We start from the raw sequence: 17,273 nt of genomic DNA, 5'->3' as shown, positions 1-17,273 counted from the left end.
TGAATTCTAATCATAATCTTCTAAAAAACTGTGATATTGACCTTTGACTTTAGTTCCAAGCACACAATTTAAATTAACATTATTTAATGCAGTAAAAATATTCTGATCAATATTAGGATTTATTTTTTTCATATTTTTTATAAGTTCTTTCATTTCTTTTCGTTTACTTGTACCATCATTTATTAAAGAACATCCTTCACTAAAACGACATGCACAATTAATAAATGTTAAGTCGTTATATTTACGCCAAGAAATAATAGATTCTTCTTTAACTAAATAAAGTGGTCTAATTAAATCAATACCTTCAAAATGATCACTATGTAATTTAGGCATCATTGTTTTAATTTCAGAACCATAAAACATCGATAGCAATGTTGTTTCAATAACATCATCAAAATGATGACCTAAAGCAATTTTATTACATCCTAGTTCTTGTGCCTTACTATATAAATATCCTCTTCTCATTTTTGCGCATAAATAACAAGGACTCTTGTCAACTGAAGCAACAACATCAAAAATATCACTTTCAAATATTTCAATAGGCACATGAAGTAGTTCTGCATTATCTTCAATAAAATCTCGATTATACTCATTATATCCTGGATCCATAACAACATAATGAGCCTCAAAAGGAACACGTCCATGACGTTGTAATTCTTGAATACACTTTGCCATTAAAAATGAATCTTTTCCCCCGCTAATGCAAACCATAATTTTATCATTTTCTTGAATCAATTCATAATTTTTAATCGCTTTAATAAATTTAGACCATATTTCTTTACGATATGTTTTAATGATTGTTCTTTCTATTTCTTCATATTTTTCCATATTATAAACACTCCTTGTAGCATTGATCAAAAATTGTTAAAAACTCTTTTATTTCATCTTCACTCGTTAAATGTGAAAGACTTATTCTAAATGAAGATAAAGATCGTTTACGATCCTGAGTTAAAGCATACACCATTTTAGATGGTGTTTGGGTAGGACAACAAGATGTTTTTGAAGATAAGTATACCTGATGTTGATCTAACATCCTAACAAAATCTGTCGCTTTGATATTCATCAAAGATATATTTAAAACATGATCAATAGAGTAATCTGTACTATTAATCATCACTTCTTTGTATTGACTAAGTTGTGTCCTTAATAATTGATTTAATTTTCTTACATGTTTTACTCTTTCATCTTGATTGATTAACGCTATTTCCAGTGCCTTATTAATAGAAAGAATAGCACATAAATCTGGTGTCCCACTTCTAAATGTCGTTGTGGATTTACCTCCATCTATTTGACTTTTTAACCCTACTCTTTTTTTCTTAATCAATAATCCTGTAGACAATAATCCATAAAACTTATGAGGCGCAATTGTTACTAAATCAACATTGCTAAAATCAATACTTACTTTACCTATAGCTTGCGAAGCATCACAATGAAAAAAACAATACGGATAATTTTTTAAAATGGCAGCAATTTCTTCAATAGGCTGTCTAATTCCTAATTCACTATCTACTCCACACACACTAACCAAAATAGTATCTTTACGAATCAACGAAACTAATCGCTCTAAATCAACTCTCCCATCTTTATTGATAGGAATAATTTCAACCTCAAATCCATATTCTTGCATTTTAGTAGCACTTGATAAAATAGAATTATGTTCAAGTGCAGAAATCAAAATATGTTTACCACGATGTTTATATCTTTCTAAAGTTCCTTTTATCGCCAAATTATTTGCTTCACTTGCTCCCGAAGTATAAATAATTTCTTCTGGCAAAACATTAAGTTTTTTTGCTATTTCTTTCGTTGTTTGATCAATCTTTTCTTGAGCTTGTAAGCCTAATGTATGCATTGCATTAGGATTAGCAAAATATTTTAAAGACGCTTGATAATAGACATCCAAAACTTCCTTTTCAACCGGACAATGAGCCGCATAATCTAAATATATCATTTATTTGACCTCTCTTTTCCTACTCATATTATAGGCTTTATCTTATAATGTCAAATAAAAAAAGGACTTAAAAAGTCCTATCTAAATCCATATTGTACATGTGGTACGTAAGGTTCTTCTAAATACTTAATTTCTTCTGGAGTTAATACGATATCCATAGCTTCTATTGCTTCATCCAAATATTTTGTCTTAGAGCCACCAACTAAAGGTGAAGTAATATAAGGTTTAGAATAAAGCCAAGCTAATGCTATTTGACTCGCTGATTTATGATGTTTTTTTGCTATTTCGTAAGTTCTTTTAATAATTTCTTGATCATGTTCTAAGATATAATCATTTTGTAATTTTCCACAGTTGTCTACTCTTTTAGCATTATAAGGTTTATTGAAAACACCGTGAGCAAGTGGAGAAAATGGTGTAAGCGCAATTTGATTATATTGACACATTGGGAGCATTTCTTTTTCTTCTTCACGATATACAAGGTTAATCATATTTTGCATAGATACAAATTGTGCCCATCCATGAGCTTTTGCAATAGCATTGGCTTTTTCAAATTGCCATGCATACATCGCACTTGCACCAATATAGCGTACTTTTCCCATTCTTACCAAATCATTAAGTGCTTCCATAGTTTCTTCTATTGGTGTTGTATAATCAAAACGATGAATAATGTATAAATCTATGTAATCTGTTTGTAATCTTTTTAACGAATTCTCAACTTCTGCAAAAATTGCTTTTCTTGATAATCCCTTGGCATTAGCACCACCATGCATTGGGTAATAGAGTTTTGTTGCAATGACAACATCATCACGATTTGCATACTTCTTCAAAGCTTTTCCTAATATTTCTTCGCCTTCTCCTAAAGCATAATAATTTGCAGTATCAAAGAAGTTAATTCCTAAATCAAGGGCATGTTTAATAATTTCAATAGCGTGTTCTTCATCCACTTTACCAGGGATTCCGCCTCTTTGGCTGGTACCAAAAGACATCGTTCCTAAACAAACTTTTGACACCTTTAATCCTGTTCTACCTAAATTAACATATTCCATTCTATCTCCTCCTCGTCTATTATTGTATGCTTTCATGCTTTAACAAACAATTTTCATTACTTATTCAAATAATAAGTAAATCTTATAAAACTATTTAACTAAGTGATAGATATCTTTTAATGCAAGGTGATGATCTTTAGCTAATTGTTTAGCACTTTCATATTCAGGATAAATATACTCCTGATGATCGTTATATACTTTTTTTACTTTCAATAAACCGTATGGTGTTTCTATAGTTGATAATTCACGTTTTAAAATGGTTCTTGATTCATGGCGATAGCGTACACCAATAGTAGATGTTTCTTTAAAAATAATATTTTGAATTTCTTTTAAATCATTTTCTTTTAAAATCACGCTTAAACGATAAGCAGGTCTATTTTTTTTCATATAAATAGGTGTATAAAAAACATCTAATGCGCCATGTTCAAATAAACATTCCATTGTGTAACCTAATACTTCTCCGGAAATATCATCTATATTACATTCTAATACAATGACATCTTCATTTTGTGCTTCTGTTTCACCTAAACTTACTTTTAAGACATTAGGGATTTTAAAGTCTTTTGTTCCACAACCCCAACCAATTTGTGAAACATTCATTGTTGGCATTGTTCCAAAACTTTCTGCAAGTTCACTAATAATTGCAGCCCCTGTTGGTGTAACCATCTCACCTTCAATATCAACTTGTTTCATTTTTACCTTAGGATCCGTAAAAATTTCACTCGTTGCGGGTACTGGAACCGGAATTGTCCCATGAGCGCATTCGACATAACCGTATCCATCATGAACCACACTACTATAAATAACATCAGGATTAATTTGTTGAATTAAAATAGCACATCCTACAATATCTACAATACTATCTATCGCACCAACTTCATGAAAATGAATTTCATCTAATGATTTTTGATGAACTTTACTTTCTGCCTTAGCAACTCTTAAAAAGATTCTTTTAGCTAAATCTTTTACCTTTTCATCTAATTCACTTTGATCAATAATATGATTAATATCATGTAAATTACGATGTTCATGATGGTGATGATCATGATGATGTTCATGATTTTCTAAAATAACATCTACATATGTCCCACTGATTCCATTTTTTACTGTTTTGTTAATCGTGATATAATAACCATCTACATGTAATTTATCTAATTCTTGTCTTAAATAATTTTCATCTTTTGTTATTTCTAATAATGCCCCTAATGTCATATTTCCACTAATACCACTTTGACAATCAAAATATAAAGCTTTCATTATTTCTTGCCTCCAATACAATTAATTGTATGTGCCATATAACCAGCACCAAATCCATTATCAATATTGACAACACTCATCCCACTAGCACAACTATTTAACATAGCTAGTAAAGCTGATAATCCTTGAAAGTTTGCGCCATATCCTACTGAAGTTGGAACAGCAATAATCGGTTTATCTGTTAATCCACCAATAACAGAAGCTAAAGCACCTTCCATACCAGCAACGACAACAATAACCTGTGCTTGTTTAATAACATCCATTTTATTGAATAAACGATGAATTCCAGCAACACCTACATCACAAACGAAATCAACATCATTTCCTAAAAAACGCGCCACATTCACCGCTTCTTTTGCAACAGGAAGATCAGATGTTCCAGCACAAACAACTGCAATTCTTCCTTTATTCTTTTCAAATTCTTGTTTTTGATAGATAAATGTTTTAGCATCTTGATCATATATAAATTCAGGAAATTGATTTTTTAATATTTCGTATTTTTCTTGATTTACTTTTGTAACTAAAATATGCATAGCTTGATGATCGAACATATTTTGAATAATGCCGGCAATTTGAGCAGCTGTTTTCCCAGCTCCATAAATAACTTCAGGTACACCTGTTCTTTTTTCTCGATTATAATCAATATTTGCATAGTCAATAGGATTTTCTATTAACTGTTTAGCTTCTTCTATTGTTAATTGATTATCTTTGACTTGTTGTAGAATATCTATTACTTTCATATGCTTGTAACCTCAAAGGAAGCTCTAAACCATATCTTTCTAATAAAACCTTATCTTGTAATATTTCTAATGTTGGAGCTTGCTTTATAACCTTTCCTTTATTTAATAGTATAATTTCATCACAAATATCTAAAGCCATATCTAAATCATGGGTCGCAAAAATAATTTGTTGCGACAATGAAGACATCACTTCAATAAGTAATCTTCTGCTTTTAGAATCTAGAAATGATGATGGTTCATCCATTAAAATAATATCCGGTTGCATCACCAATACAGTTGCTAGTGAAACAACTCTTTTTTGTCCACCTGATAAATGAGCAGGATTTCTTTTTAATAACTCTTCAATATTTAACTTACGTGCTATATCAAAAACAGCTTCATTAATGTCTTGTTTATCATAACCTTTATTTTTTAAACCAAAAGCAATATCTTGATAAACTGTAGACATAAACAATTGATGATCTGGATTTTGAAATACTAATCCTATCTTTTCTCTTACTTGTTTTATATTCTTTAAAATATTTTCATTATCTAATTCTATTTTTCCATCATATTCAACTAGATTTAATAATGATAATAATAATGTTGACTTCCCTGATCCATTTTCACCAATAATTCCTATACATTTTTGCTTATTAATATTCAAATTGACATCATCAAGTGCATGAACTCCTTGTGTATAATCAACACTTACATGTTGAAATGAAATCATATAAACACCACCTTTATCATTATAAATAAGCCTATAATAAACATCATTAAAAAATAATCTTCACTGTTTACTCTTTCATAATCATAAACTTGATTTTTTAAATCAAATCCTCTTATTTGCATACACTGATACACTTCTTGACTTCTTTGAAAACTGCGTAATAACAGACTACCTAAAAAACTTCCCATATCCTTTAATTCAATTCCTTTTTTACCTGGATTTCTAAGCATATAAGCACGTGACATCTCATTAGATTCATCAACCAATAAAAACAAATAACGATAAGTCATCAGTAAAATCATAACAAATAACACCGGCATCTTTAATCTTAGTAATTCTCTTACAATGCTTTCAAAACCAGTAGTCGCAATCAATAAAAAAACAATCAACACTGATAAAAATGTTTTTAACATCACTGCAATCATGGCTATAAACCCAGTTGTTAAAACAAGATGAAAAAAAACAACGTGTTCCCTCATCATCAATAGATCAGATAATCCAATACACAATGAAAAAGGTAAAGCAACGATACTTTTTTTTATAAAAAACAAAGCTGATATATGAGATAAAAAAATAAACATAAACAAAATCAAACAATAAACTAATAGTTCAACAATACTATGACTTGTTATTACACATACAATATATATAAATGTTGTAATAAGTTTAATAAAAGGATGTAATCTATGAATAAATGAATCAAAGTCAACCATTTCTTCTAAATGATTGACTTGTAATAAAGCATTAGTGATTTTTTTCATTTTTCTTTTTTAATACTACATATCCTACTAAACCGCCAAGCATACAAGTTGCTGCTACACCAAATATTCCTGATACAGTCGTTCCTGAAAGCGAATCTTTATTCTTAAATGAATAATCAGGTAATATTGTTATTTGATTTTGGATTTGTTTAATTTGATCTTTTGTTTGATTACTATTATCTATATCTTCTTTGCCTGTTATATTTAATATTGACCATTCTAAACCATCGGGTTGACCAGAAGCATATAAAGAAAGTCCCCCACCAACTAATAATGCTAAAGCAATAAAAACAGTCATTATCTTTTTAACTGGTGAAGATGTATATTGATTATTTAAAGCTTGAGTTAAAATTTGATGATTATCACGATAAACATATAAACAAATAAGTGATGTGATGACTCCTTCAACAAGACCAATAGCAAAATGAATCGGTAACATTAAAAGAACAAACTGATGAAATGGTAATTGTGTAACTTTTGAGCATACGGTTTGTAAAACAACAGAAAAGGCACCTAGTTCTAATGCTACAACAACACCTAGAATACTTGTTAAAGCAATCGTTATGGGATTATAGTTTTTCTTTAAAATTGGCTTGATAATCAATGGATAGACTATAAAGCATGGTATAACACCCATATTGAAAATGTTACACCCAAGAGCAAGTAATCCTCCATCACCAAATAATAAACATTGAATAATCAAAACACAGCTTAATGATATAAAAGCCGGAAAATAACCTAAAATCATACATAATAAAATAGCCCCACCAATATGTCCACTACTTCCTGTACCAGGAATAGTAAAATTAATCATTTGACATGCAAAAATAAATGCTGCCATGACTGCCATCATGGGAATCTTTTTTTCATCTTGATTTTCTTTCATTTTTTTCATTGAATAAACAAGCATAATCAATGAAATCACAGTAAAAACGACACCTATGTTAATGGATATTAATCCATCAGACATATGCATTAAAATTATATTCATAAATTCCTTTCCACAGTTCTACAAAACTCTTCATCCACTTCATGTGTTGGAATTATTTAAGTAAATCAATTAAATCATTTAAATAGTCATTCATTGTTTGGTTTTTCACACCCACAATTTTAGCTTTACTTTGAGCCATTGGAATAAAATATTTTACAGCTTCACTTTCATTCACTGCATGAGCCATCATTGGTGATATTTCACCATACATTGAATTAGCAAACGCAATTCCTATTGGACCAATAATAATGGATGCTTTTTTCGCATTATAAACAACTGCATTTTCACCAGTAGCAATAGCATCCGCACCACCTTTTTTTAAACTACTTGTGGCTGTCGCATTCGTTCCTACCCCAATAATAAAACAATCTGGAAAATGCTTTTTTATTGTTTCAATAATACTTTTACCAAGACCTCCACCTTGTCCATCAATGACTAATATCTCATTTTTGATCATAGCTACCACTCTTTATTCCTTCTAAATCTAGTGTAACAAAGCGAAATCCTAATTTTTTCAATTCATCAATTAATTCAGGATGTTTCAATACAACATCAAAGTCTTGCTTTTCAACTTCGATACGTGCAAGTTCATCTTGCACCCTTAATCTCATATGTTTGATACCTAATTGATGAAATAAACTTTCTCCTTTATTAACACAATCTAATTTTTCTTTCGTTAGTATTGTACCATAATCAAAGCGTGATGCTAAGCAAGAATTAGAAGGTTTATTATATGTAGGAATATGAAGTTGTTTTGAATAATAGCGTATATCTTCTTTCGTCATCCCTGCTTCATACAAAGGTGAGCATATGCCTAATTCTTTACAGGCTTGTAATCCTGGACGGTATTCATTACCATCATCAACATTACGACCATCTACAACATAACAAATACCATGTTTTTTTGCTTCATTAATAACTTGACTCATGACATTTTTCTTACAAAAATAACATCTTCTTTTATCATTAGTACGAAATTGTTCAACATCAAATACATTAACCGGTTTAATAACATGCCAAGTCTCTTTTAAATATTGATAAACATCATCTTGGTCTTCGTCAGACATCATTCTTCCCATACAATTGACAGCTAAAACATGATCCTTACCCAATGTATCTATTGCTACAGAGAGTAAAAAATTAGAATCACAGCCACCACTATATGCAATAGCTATATCTTTATATGATTTTAATATTTCTTTTAATCGATCAAGTTTATCCATATTATCACCTCGCTACAATTCTATATCCTCAAGTTAACTTGAGGTCAAGTTTATTTTATAAAAGTTTTATAATCTTCTAAATTCTTTTTTAATAATTCTGGTGTATCTAAATGGTATGGACAATGTTGTTTACATTTTCCACAATGAACACAGTTTTCAATTTTTTTCATCTCTTCTTGCCATTTTGAAGATAGCCAACCTGATGTAGGCGCTCTTCTTAACATGAGTGACATGCGCGCACATTGATTAATGACAATACCCTGAGGACAAGGCATACAATAGCCACATCCTCGACAGAATTGACCTGCTAATTCTTCTTGATCTTTTTGGATAACTGCCTTTATTTCCTCATTGATAACTGGTGGTTGTGTTTGATATGATAAAAATTCATCTAATTCTCTCTCTTTTTGAATTCCCCATATTGGTAAAACATGATCATATTGAGCTAAATAGGCATAAGCGACATCACTACGAGTAATCAATCCCCCAGATAAAGCTTTCATACAAATAAAACCAACATTTTTTTCTTTACATAATCTTACAAGTTCATGTTCTTCTTCACTAGCTAGATAGTTAAAAGGAAATTGCAAAGTTTTATATAATCCTGATTCCACTGCTTCATGAGCCACTTTTAATCCATGATTAGTGATTCCAATATGTTTAATCTTTCCTTGTTTTTTAGCTTCTAACATTGCTTCATATAACCCTGTTCCATCCCCTGGTTTAGGACAAAATGAAGGATTATGAAATTGATAAATATCAATATAATCTGTTTTTAAGCATGCTAAGCTTGTGTTTAAGTCTTGCCAAAATTGTTCGACTGTTGTAGCCATTGTTTTTGTGGCAATAATGATTTGACTTCTCACATCACTTAAAGCATATCCAATCTTTTCTTCACTATCACTGTATGCTCTTGCGCTATCAAAAAAGTTAATCCCATTTTGATATGCCTTTTGTAATATTACTTTTGCTTCTTCTTTATTTACTCTTTGTACAGGTAAAGCCCCAAAACCATTTTTATTGACTTCTATTCCTGTTTTCCCTAATTTTACTGTTTCCATTTTATTTCTCCCTTATTTTATCAATATCTTAATGCTTTTTTCACCAACTTACAATATACATTTTCATACATCCACTTTTCTTCTACATATTTTTCAAGTTCTTCAATTTTAATCCATTTTAATTCACTGTTTTCATCTTCTTTAACAATAAGTTGTTCTTTCGATGATGCTTCAAATAAATAAGTTACATTATAATGTAGATGTGATGAAACATACTGACCATGCTTGATATGTCCAAAAACAGGTAAAATTTCTAATGAAAAAATATGTTCATCAAGAACTTTAATATTCTGCAAACCACTTTCTTCTTTTACTTCCTTAAGTGCTACTTCTAAAAGATTACTATTTCCATCACTATGACCACCTAACCAAGAAAAAGATTGATAAATACGATGATAGCACATTAAAACAGCATCATGGGTTTCATTTAAAATCCATCCCGATGCACAAAAATGACCCAAAGTATTTTTTCTAGTAAAAACATCTGGCAAATTGAGGACATTCAATATTTGAGTTTGGTCTTGCTTTTCTTGATCATTTATTGGCTTGAATTCTCTTAATTGTTGATATATTTTCATTTTTACCTCCATTAAAAAACGAATAGATAACTATTCGTTAAATTTGTTGATAAGTTTGATAATAAATAACACGTATCAAATCAAAGATTGTCATAATTTGATAATTAAAATTGATACTATCAAATTTACCAGGTACACGTAATGTTTTTTTAGTAATCATTCTTTTTTCATAAGTTTGATTTTGAGTAATGAGTAATGATTGAGGGTTATCTAATGAAAGATGTTGTTTTTGGTATAAAAAGTTTTCCATCGCTCTTCCTGTGGCTGAAATAAAAATGACATAATCACCCTCTTCAAAAGTCAATTCATTATCGTAAGAATGATATTGAATAACTTCTTTTCCAAAAGTAATTAAATCTGTCTGTAATTCAACTGATATTGACATTGGATAAAGAGCACCAACGAGTATCACTCTTTTACTTTGATGAATATCATGACAAATACCTTTAATCATATCCAGTATTCCATCATTCTCTAAATGAACTCGATCAACCAATTCTTGTAAATCAATACCAATCATCCTAGCTCGAATTTGATCCATTCTTAAAATAACATCTTGATACAATCTTGTTTGAAAATCATCAAAGCGATAAAAACCTAGATGTATTAAAAACTCTAAAATGGCTTCTTCACTTATTCCCGATTGTTCACTTACTTGTGATAAGGTCAATTTATAAAAACCAACATAATTTTTGATAAAGAAAACACAAAAACGATATCCATCATCTAAAAATAATGTTCCATTCAAATATTTTAAAATTCTTGCCAAAAGCACATCTCCCATATTTATACCCTCTTTCTATATTATATTTAGTTTTTTTAGGCTAAGTGCTATACCATCTTGATCTGGATCGATAAAAGTATCATTAGCTACTGCTTTTACCTTATCTGATGCTCCTTCATAAACAACACCATAATTGACTGCTTCTAACATTTGGTAATCATTCATACTATCACCAAAAGCAATGGTATCTTTCATATCACCATGATAATATTCAACAACTTCCTTCAAAGCATCTGCTTTAGTTCTATTTTTTATAATAATTTCACCATTAATAAAATCATCATTATATTGAGAAAAAGTAACAACATTAAAAAACTCACTTAAATAAGGGACTGTATCTAAAAATGCATACTTATCTTTAGCAATAAAGACAACCTTTGCTACTTTATGATGTCCTATATCAAATTGACTTACTGGTTTTCTCACTTCTTCTTTTTGTCTAGCTTCTAAAAAACGTGCTAGTTCAGGATTGTTTTGTGAATCTCTTTTGTGTCTTTTATTAAAGAATTCTAAAACACCAGGAGATTGATACAAACAATCTTTGGTTTCTAAAGTATAAAGAACATTTGCATTCGTAAACAATAATATGACTTCTTGTAATAAATATTGATTAATAAAATTTTCACAAATATATTGTCCATCTATTTCAATAAAACTGCCAGCTGATGAAATAACTCCATCAAATCCTATATTTCTAATACTTTTCATAATGGAAACTGGAGCACGTCCAGTACATAGAAAAACTTTATTACCATTAGCACGTGCCTGTCTAATAGCTTCAACTGTTTTAGGTGTAACTTGTCTGCTTTTCCCTGTTAAAGTACCATCAATATCAAAAAATATAAACTTCATACATCCTCCTCAATACTACTTCATATTTCTATTCATTTATTATATGTATATTATAGCATGATTCATTGCAAAATGAGTTTCTAATCAAGAAAAGAAAAAAATACAAAGTTTTATTCAAACTTTGTATCGACTTCAAACATACAATGCCCATTTAAATAATCTTTAACTGACATTTTTTTCTTTCCTGGAATTTGTAATTCAGTAATCAAATATACTCCATCATGTACCTTTACACCAATAGCATCTTTAAATATTTTAACAATTGTTCCATTTTCTTGATGTTGATGATGTTTAATTGCATTTTGACATTGATGCACTTGACCAGCCCAAATTTTAATATTCTTTCCTTGATAAGTCGTATAACTTCCCGGCCATGGGTTAGTTCCTCTTACCTTATTATATATTTCTGTTGCTGATAAATCCCAATTAATTTTTTCATCTTCACGAGAAATAGTTGGTGAATATGTAACTTGGCTTTCATCTTGTTCTATCGAATCATTCGTTCCTTCAATGATTGATGGTAAAGTATCAATTAATAATTCTGCACCAACATCTGATAAACGATCATATAAAACACCTACCGTATCAACCGGTAAAATATCTACTGTTCTTTGACTAATAATATTTCCTGCATCCATTTTTTTAGCCATATACATAATTGTTACACCAGTTTGTTGATCACCATTAATAATAGCATAATGAACCGGAGCGCCCCCACGATAACGTGGTAATAAAGAAGCATGAACATTAATGCAACCAAGTTGAGGATAATCAAGTATAGCTTGAGGAATGAGTTGTCCATAAGCAGCAGTAATAATCATATCTGGCTGCCAATCTAAAACTGTTTGATAATCTGTTTTAATTCTTTCTGGTTGAAAGACAGGAATATCATACTTTAAAGCCACTTCTTTGACTTCAGGCATTTTTAATTGTTTTTTACGTCCTACAAGACGATCTGGTTGGCATACAACACCAACAATATGATATTGATTTTCTATTAATTTTTCTAATACTGCTTGAGAAAATGTTGCAGTACCCATAAATACAATTCTTGTTTTATTCATTTTTTCACATCCTTACGACAAAAGTGTACTAATAAAATTAGAAATAATCAATACAATTGTTTTAATAAATGATATACAAAAATCACTTATTCTTTTTATTATTTTAGAGAACTGATTATCATCTTGCTGGTAATTCATTCCTTGTTTTTCTTCACTGACCTCCTGCTTTTTTATTTTTTCTTCAAAGGAAGTTAAATTTTGATTGAATAATTGATGCTCAATTTGATTATGCCCAAATAAACCATTTATAAAGAATATCAATAATGCAACCAAACAAATATCTACTAAATATTCTTTCACTGTAAATAATCTCTAATAGCTTGAGCAACAATTTCAATTTTTGCTTGCACTTCTTCTTTTGTATTATCTTGAGCACCAAATTCTATTAAAACTGTATGATCACATATTCCTTGATTATAGTGATTTTGTTTAACCATAATTCCTTTTGATATTCCATTAGCATAATGATTAGCACGATTAGATAACTGTTGACTTAACGCTTGTACTGCCTCAAATTTACCACTACTTTTCCCTACTACAAACAAAATTTTTGCATAAGCATGATTATTCAATGTTAGTGTTGAATAATTTTTAGGAATGCTGTCTCGATGAAAATCAATCACTAAATCATAATGACCGTGACTTTGAATTGCATTTTCTAAATAAAGCTTTGATACAAGGTAAGAACGATCATAAGCTATCTTGTGTACTGCTTTATAGTTTTCAAAATCATTATTTTCAACGTCACAGCTATATCCCATTTTATTTAATAAATTACTTAAATGTTTAGCCCCATCAATAACACTATACCCTTGATACTTTTCACCTTGATGAGTGTTGTATATATGAATCTTTTTTTGACTTATTAATTTTTGTACTGGCTGTGCAGGCTTTGGCACTTCAATAGCCTTAAACACTTTTGCGCTTGATAAAGTATAAGTTGGTAAATACCATAATAATGCCATAATAATGCTTAGTTTTATGATAATTTGTATTGATGTTTTTAATTTCATATGATCACCCTGTACTATTATACAATTCATCATATGCATATTTTGTAGGATTAGTACGTCAATAGATTAATACTTTTTGCAATAATTCTAGATAATACTTCATTTTGTTCATCAATTTTTTTATCAGACAAAACATAATTAGCATCTATTGGATCTAATATCTCATTGAAAAGATTTAATAGTTCTTGATCATTTAATAAGCCTATATCACCTAATAATTGTGTTTTTTGTTGATTACTTAAAGAACCTTGATATTGCTTTCTTTTCCCTACTTTTAATTTGTTTACAGGATTCAAGGCATCTCCAAAATAACCCTTTAGATAGCCTAAAAGATCTTTGAATAACGCTCCAGCATATATAACAGTAGGCACCCCTATCGCTATAACCTGACAACCAATACTATCCTTATTTATTCCTAAACGATGATTACCTACGCCACTTCCAGGATAGATACCTGTATTATTAATTTGTATAACATGTCCTAATTTTTCATAACTACTGGCACAAAGTGCATCAATTACAATAACTAAATCAATATTTTCCTGTTTGACTAAAGATTGAATAATTTTAGAACTTTCCATTCCCGTTTGATACATCACCCCTGGTGCTAAAGCCAAGATATCATAATAATGATTTCTTTGTCTGACTTCTTGATTTAAATAATGTGTAATCTTAATATCCCGTAAAGTTTGTGGACCAATTGCATCGTTAGTTAAGTAACGATTCCCTAAACCAACTATCAATATTCTTGGTATGTTTATAATAAATGATTTTAAAGATTGATGTAAGACGTGAATGATATCCTGTTCTTTTAAGTAATCTTGAAAAGATATTTCAATGTACTGACCTTTAGGATGATAAATTTGTCCTTCCTTTAAAATATGAATTGTTTCTACTTTAACTTCATTAAACTTTTTTTCTTCTCTTGTATAATATTGACCTTCTTTTAATTGGGTTAAAACTTCACTTGCTAGATCACTATGAATTTGATTTTGTCCCATTATATCACCATAATGAGTATGTTCTATTTTTCTTTTTCTATTCTATTAATATAATTGAAAAAAACATTGCAATTACACATTTTTTTATATATAATGTAAAGGCAAGTTGCAAAGCGAGGTGAAAGATCATGGCAAATATGAAACAACAAATCAAACGTTACAAAAACGATAACAAAAAAAGAGCAAAAAATGCTTCATACAAATCAGCATTAAAAACTGCAATCAAAAACGTGTTAGCAGCAGTTGAAAATGGAAATAAAGATGAAGCTGTTAAAGCATATAGCGTAGCAGCAAGTAAATTAGATGCTTCTGTTACAAAAGGAATTCATCATAGAAACTATGCTAGTAGACAAAAATCTAGATTAGCTAAGTTAGTAAACTCTATCTAATTGATAGAGTTTTTTAGTTTAAAGGAGAAAATTGTATGGAAAGAAAAGATATTGAAGAAAAATATACTTGGGATTTATCCACAATATATCAAAATGATAAGGAATTCTATCAAGATATTGAAAAATGTAAAGATCAACTTAATGAATTAGCTTCATATCAAAATCATTTATGTGATGATTTTGATCACTTCTATTCTTTTTTAAAAACTAAAGACGAAATGAGCATTATATTAAACAAAGCTTATTGTTATGCCCATTTAAACTGTGACGTTGAACCTCAAAATCAACAATACCAAAAAATGATGGCAACAGTCATGACACTATTACAAGATACAAGTGTAAAACTTGTCTATGTAGATAATGAAATATGTAAAAATGAAAGTAAAGTCAACCATTATCTAGAAGATCCTCGTTTGCAGAGTTATCAATATTCAATTTCACAAGTTTTAAAATACAAACCTCATTTACTTGATGATCAACAAGAAACTCTCATCGCTAAAGTAGATGGTTTAGCTGATATAAGTGAACAAGTATTTGATTCTTTACGATTAGAATATGAAGATGTTGAAGTTAATGGTAAAAAAGAAACTTTAAATAATGCAACATTAAATGAATTTTTAAAAAACAAAGATATTAATGTAAGAAAACAAGCCTATCATCATTTTTTTAAAGAATATAAAAGATTTGAAAATACTTTTGCAACAACCTTAGCCGGGGTAATGAAAAAAGATGCTTTTTATAGTGATGTTCGTCATTTTGATTCACCCCTAGCGTCAAGTGTATTTAATGATGATGTTCCTACTGATTTATTCTTTAAAATTTTAGATAAAGCAAATCATCAGTATCGTCATTTATTTCATCGTTATAATAAATTAAAAAAGAAAATATTAAAAATTGATGATTTTTATAATTATGATTTAAATATTCCTTTAGTCAAGGATGTGACTAAAAAATATACAATTGAACAATGTTTTGATATTATTGATCAAGCTCTTCAACCTTTTGGTAAAGACTATTTAGATATTATTCATAAAGCAAGAAATGAACGTTGGATTGATTTCTATCCAACAACAGGAAAGAGAATAGGTGCTTATAGTAGTGGTAGTTATGGAACTAATCCTTTTATTTTAATGAATTTTATTGGTGACTATAATTCACTTTCAACAATGATTCATGAATTAGGACATAGTGTACACACTTATTTATCTAATCATAACCAAGAGTTCGTAAATAGTCATTATCGTATCTTTGTTGCTGAAGTGGCTTCTACTGTCAACGAAACTTTACTTATTAATTACATGATCAATCATGCAAAAGATAACCAGGAAAAAGCTTATTACATTTATGAACAATTAGAAAATTGTGTTGGTTTAATTTTTAGACAACCTATGTTTGCTGATTTTGAACACCGTTTACATGAAATGGCAAAAAATAATGAACCGATGTCTTCAAAAATTATCACTGACTTATATGCAAAACTTAACCAAGATTATTTTGGTGAAGATGTAAAAATGGATGATCTCGTTGGCTGGTCATGTTATTACGTTCCTCATTTCTACTATGATTATTATGTTTATAAGTATACTTTAGGAATGACCGTTGCTTTAGCGGTAGTTAACCGTATTTTAAAGGGTGATCAACAACAAGTGCAAAATTATCTTGCATTCTTAAAATCTGGTGGTAGTCAATCACCTGTAGATTTACTTACAAAGGCTGGCGTTAACCCTCTAGAGGATGCTATTTACGATGATGCTTTCCACTATTTTGAAGATTTACTAAATCAATTTGAAACACTTATTTAAAAAGGAATTTATTCCTTTTTTTCTATACAATTAATTTAAACATCAGTATAA

20 protein-coding genes are annotated in these 17,273 nt (G+C 29.5%); 2 read left to right on the top strand and 18 right to left on the bottom strand.

Translation table 11 applies throughout. From position 1 onward, the window contains the following. Nucleotides 1-6: 6 nt before the first annotated feature. The 18 genes from DWZ53_RS04580 to gpr all read right to left on the bottom strand — a co-directional run bounded on the left by DWZ53_RS04580 (nucleotide 7) and on the right by gpr (nucleotide 15,031). Entirely contained in the window at nucleotides 7-828 is an 822-nt protein-coding gene (locus DWZ53_RS04580) for an ATP-binding protein (RefSeq protein ID WP_118432443.1), read from the bottom strand. 1 nt (nucleotide 829) lies between these two features. Beyond that, on the bottom strand, nucleotides 830-1,948 hold the full coding sequence (locus DWZ53_RS04575) for a cysteine desulfurase family protein (RefSeq protein ID WP_118432441.1): 1,119 nt from the start codon (nucleotides 1,946-1,948) through the stop codon (nucleotides 830-832). A 77-nt stretch (nucleotides 1,949-2,025) separates the two neighbouring features. Next, a complete protein-coding gene (locus tag DWZ53_RS04570; RefSeq protein ID WP_118432439.1) occupies nucleotides 2,026-2,994 on the bottom strand; it encodes an aldo/keto reductase in 969 nt (322 codons plus the stop codon). 90 nt (nucleotides 2,995-3,084) lie between these two features. After that, nucleotides 3,085-4,251 carry a nickel pincer cofactor biosynthesis protein LarC gene (gene larC, locus DWZ53_RS04565; protein WP_118432437.1) on the bottom strand — a complete coding sequence of 389 codons (1,167 nt, stop codon included), beginning with the start codon at nucleotides 4,249-4,251 and terminating at the stop codon, nucleotides 3,085-3,087. After that, nucleotides 4,251-4,991 (bottom strand): nickel pincer cofactor biosynthesis protein LarB, encoded by a 741-nt coding sequence (gene larB, locus DWZ53_RS04560; RefSeq protein ID WP_118432435.1) that lies wholly within the window; start codon nucleotides 4,989-4,991, stop codon nucleotides 4,251-4,253. Before larB ends, larC begins: the two co-directional genes overlap by 1 nt. After that, on the bottom strand, nucleotides 4,954-5,703 hold the full coding sequence (locus tag DWZ53_RS04555) for an energy-coupling factor ABC transporter ATP-binding protein (protein WP_118432433.1): 750 nt from the start codon (nucleotides 5,701-5,703) through the stop codon (nucleotides 4,954-4,956). The genes larB and DWZ53_RS04555 overlap by 38 nt, the downstream gene beginning before the upstream one ends. Then, a complete protein-coding gene (gene cbiQ, locus DWZ53_RS04550; RefSeq protein WP_118432431.1) occupies nucleotides 5,700-6,464 on the bottom strand; it encodes a cobalt ECF transporter T component CbiQ in 765 nt (254 codons plus the stop codon). The genes DWZ53_RS04555 and cbiQ overlap by 4 nt, the downstream gene beginning before the upstream one ends. Then, nucleotides 6,448-7,455, bottom strand: a complete 1,008-nt coding sequence (locus tag DWZ53_RS04545; protein WP_118432429.1) for an energy-coupling factor ABC transporter permease — start codon at nucleotides 7,453-7,455, stop codon at nucleotides 6,448-6,450. Before DWZ53_RS04545 ends, cbiQ begins: the two co-directional genes overlap by 17 nt. 52 nt (nucleotides 7,456-7,507) lie before the next feature. Beyond that, nucleotides 7,508-7,912 (bottom strand): DUF3842 family protein, encoded by a 405-nt coding sequence (locus DWZ53_RS04540; RefSeq protein WP_233541838.1) that lies wholly within the window; start codon nucleotides 7,910-7,912, stop codon nucleotides 7,508-7,510. Continuing rightward, on the bottom strand, nucleotides 7,899-8,678 hold the full coding sequence (larE, locus tag DWZ53_RS04535) for an ATP-dependent sacrificial sulfur transferase LarE (RefSeq protein ID WP_233541835.1): 780 nt from the start codon (nucleotides 8,676-8,678) through the stop codon (nucleotides 7,899-7,901). The genes DWZ53_RS04540 and larE overlap by 14 nt, the downstream gene beginning before the upstream one ends. Nucleotides 8,679-8,728: 50 nt before the next feature. Next, nucleotides 8,729-9,739, bottom strand: coding sequence for an aldo/keto reductase (locus DWZ53_RS04530; RefSeq protein WP_118432425.1), 1,011 nt, complete (start codon nucleotides 9,737-9,739; stop codon nucleotides 8,729-8,731). A gap of 20 nt (nucleotides 9,740-9,759) precedes the next feature. After that, nucleotides 9,760-10,317 (bottom strand): NUDIX hydrolase, encoded by a 558-nt coding sequence (locus DWZ53_RS04525; RefSeq protein WP_118432423.1) that lies wholly within the window; start codon nucleotides 10,315-10,317, stop codon nucleotides 9,760-9,762. Nucleotides 10,318-10,354: 37 nt separating this feature from the next. Then, the gene (locus tag DWZ53_RS04520; RefSeq protein WP_233541837.1) at nucleotides 10,355-11,092 is read right to left on the bottom strand and encodes a MurR/RpiR family transcriptional regulator; all 738 of its coding nucleotides are present in this window, start codon (nucleotides 11,090-11,092) and stop codon (nucleotides 10,355-10,357) included. A gap of 24 nt (nucleotides 11,093-11,116) precedes the next feature. Beyond that, complete coding sequence (locus DWZ53_RS04515) at nucleotides 11,117-11,953, bottom strand: Cof-type HAD-IIB family hydrolase (RefSeq protein WP_118432419.1); 837 nt, start codon at nucleotides 11,951-11,953, stop codon at nucleotides 11,117-11,119. 110 nt (nucleotides 11,954-12,063) lie between these two features. After that, nucleotides 12,064-13,017, bottom strand: coding sequence for a methionyl-tRNA formyltransferase (gene fmt / locus DWZ53_RS04510; RefSeq protein ID WP_118432417.1), 954 nt, complete (start codon nucleotides 13,015-13,017; stop codon nucleotides 12,064-12,066). A gap of 12 nt (nucleotides 13,018-13,029) precedes the next feature. Beyond that, entirely contained in the window at nucleotides 13,030-13,317 is a 288-nt protein-coding gene (locus DWZ53_RS04505) for a hypothetical protein (protein ID WP_118432415.1), read from the bottom strand. Next, on the bottom strand, nucleotides 13,314-14,030 hold the full coding sequence (locus DWZ53_RS04500) for a stage II sporulation protein P (protein ID WP_118432414.1): 717 nt from the start codon (nucleotides 14,028-14,030) through the stop codon (nucleotides 13,314-13,316). The genes DWZ53_RS04505 and DWZ53_RS04500 overlap by 4 nt, the downstream gene beginning before the upstream one ends. A 50-nt stretch (nucleotides 14,031-14,080) precedes the next feature. After that, nucleotides 14,081-15,031 carry a GPR endopeptidase gene (gpr, locus tag DWZ53_RS04495; RefSeq protein ID WP_118432412.1) on the bottom strand — a complete coding sequence of 317 codons (951 nt, stop codon included), beginning with the start codon at nucleotides 15,029-15,031 and terminating at the stop codon, nucleotides 14,081-14,083. 128 nt (nucleotides 15,032-15,159) lie between these two features. Here gpr and rpsT point away from each other — a divergent pair, with 128 nt between their 5' ends. After that, nucleotides 15,160-15,420, top strand: coding sequence for a 30S ribosomal protein S20 (gene rpsT / locus DWZ53_RS04490; RefSeq protein ID WP_118432410.1), 261 nt, complete (start codon nucleotides 15,160-15,162; stop codon nucleotides 15,418-15,420). 35 nt (nucleotides 15,421-15,455) lie between these two features. Beyond that, nucleotides 15,456-17,222 (top strand): oligoendopeptidase F, encoded by a 1,767-nt coding sequence (gene pepF, locus DWZ53_RS04485; protein ID WP_118432408.1) that lies wholly within the window; start codon nucleotides 15,456-15,458, stop codon nucleotides 17,220-17,222. The last annotated feature ends 51 nt before the right edge of the window (nucleotides 17,223-17,273 follow it).

Source organism: Coprobacillus sp. AF33-1AC, from assembly GCF_003475785.1.
Lineage (GTDB): Bacteria > Bacillota_I > Bacilli_A > Erysipelotrichales > Coprobacillaceae > Faecalibacillus.
The sequence above is the reverse complement of the archived record's forward strand: the minus strand, read 5'-3'. Positions and strand labels throughout refer to the sequence as shown.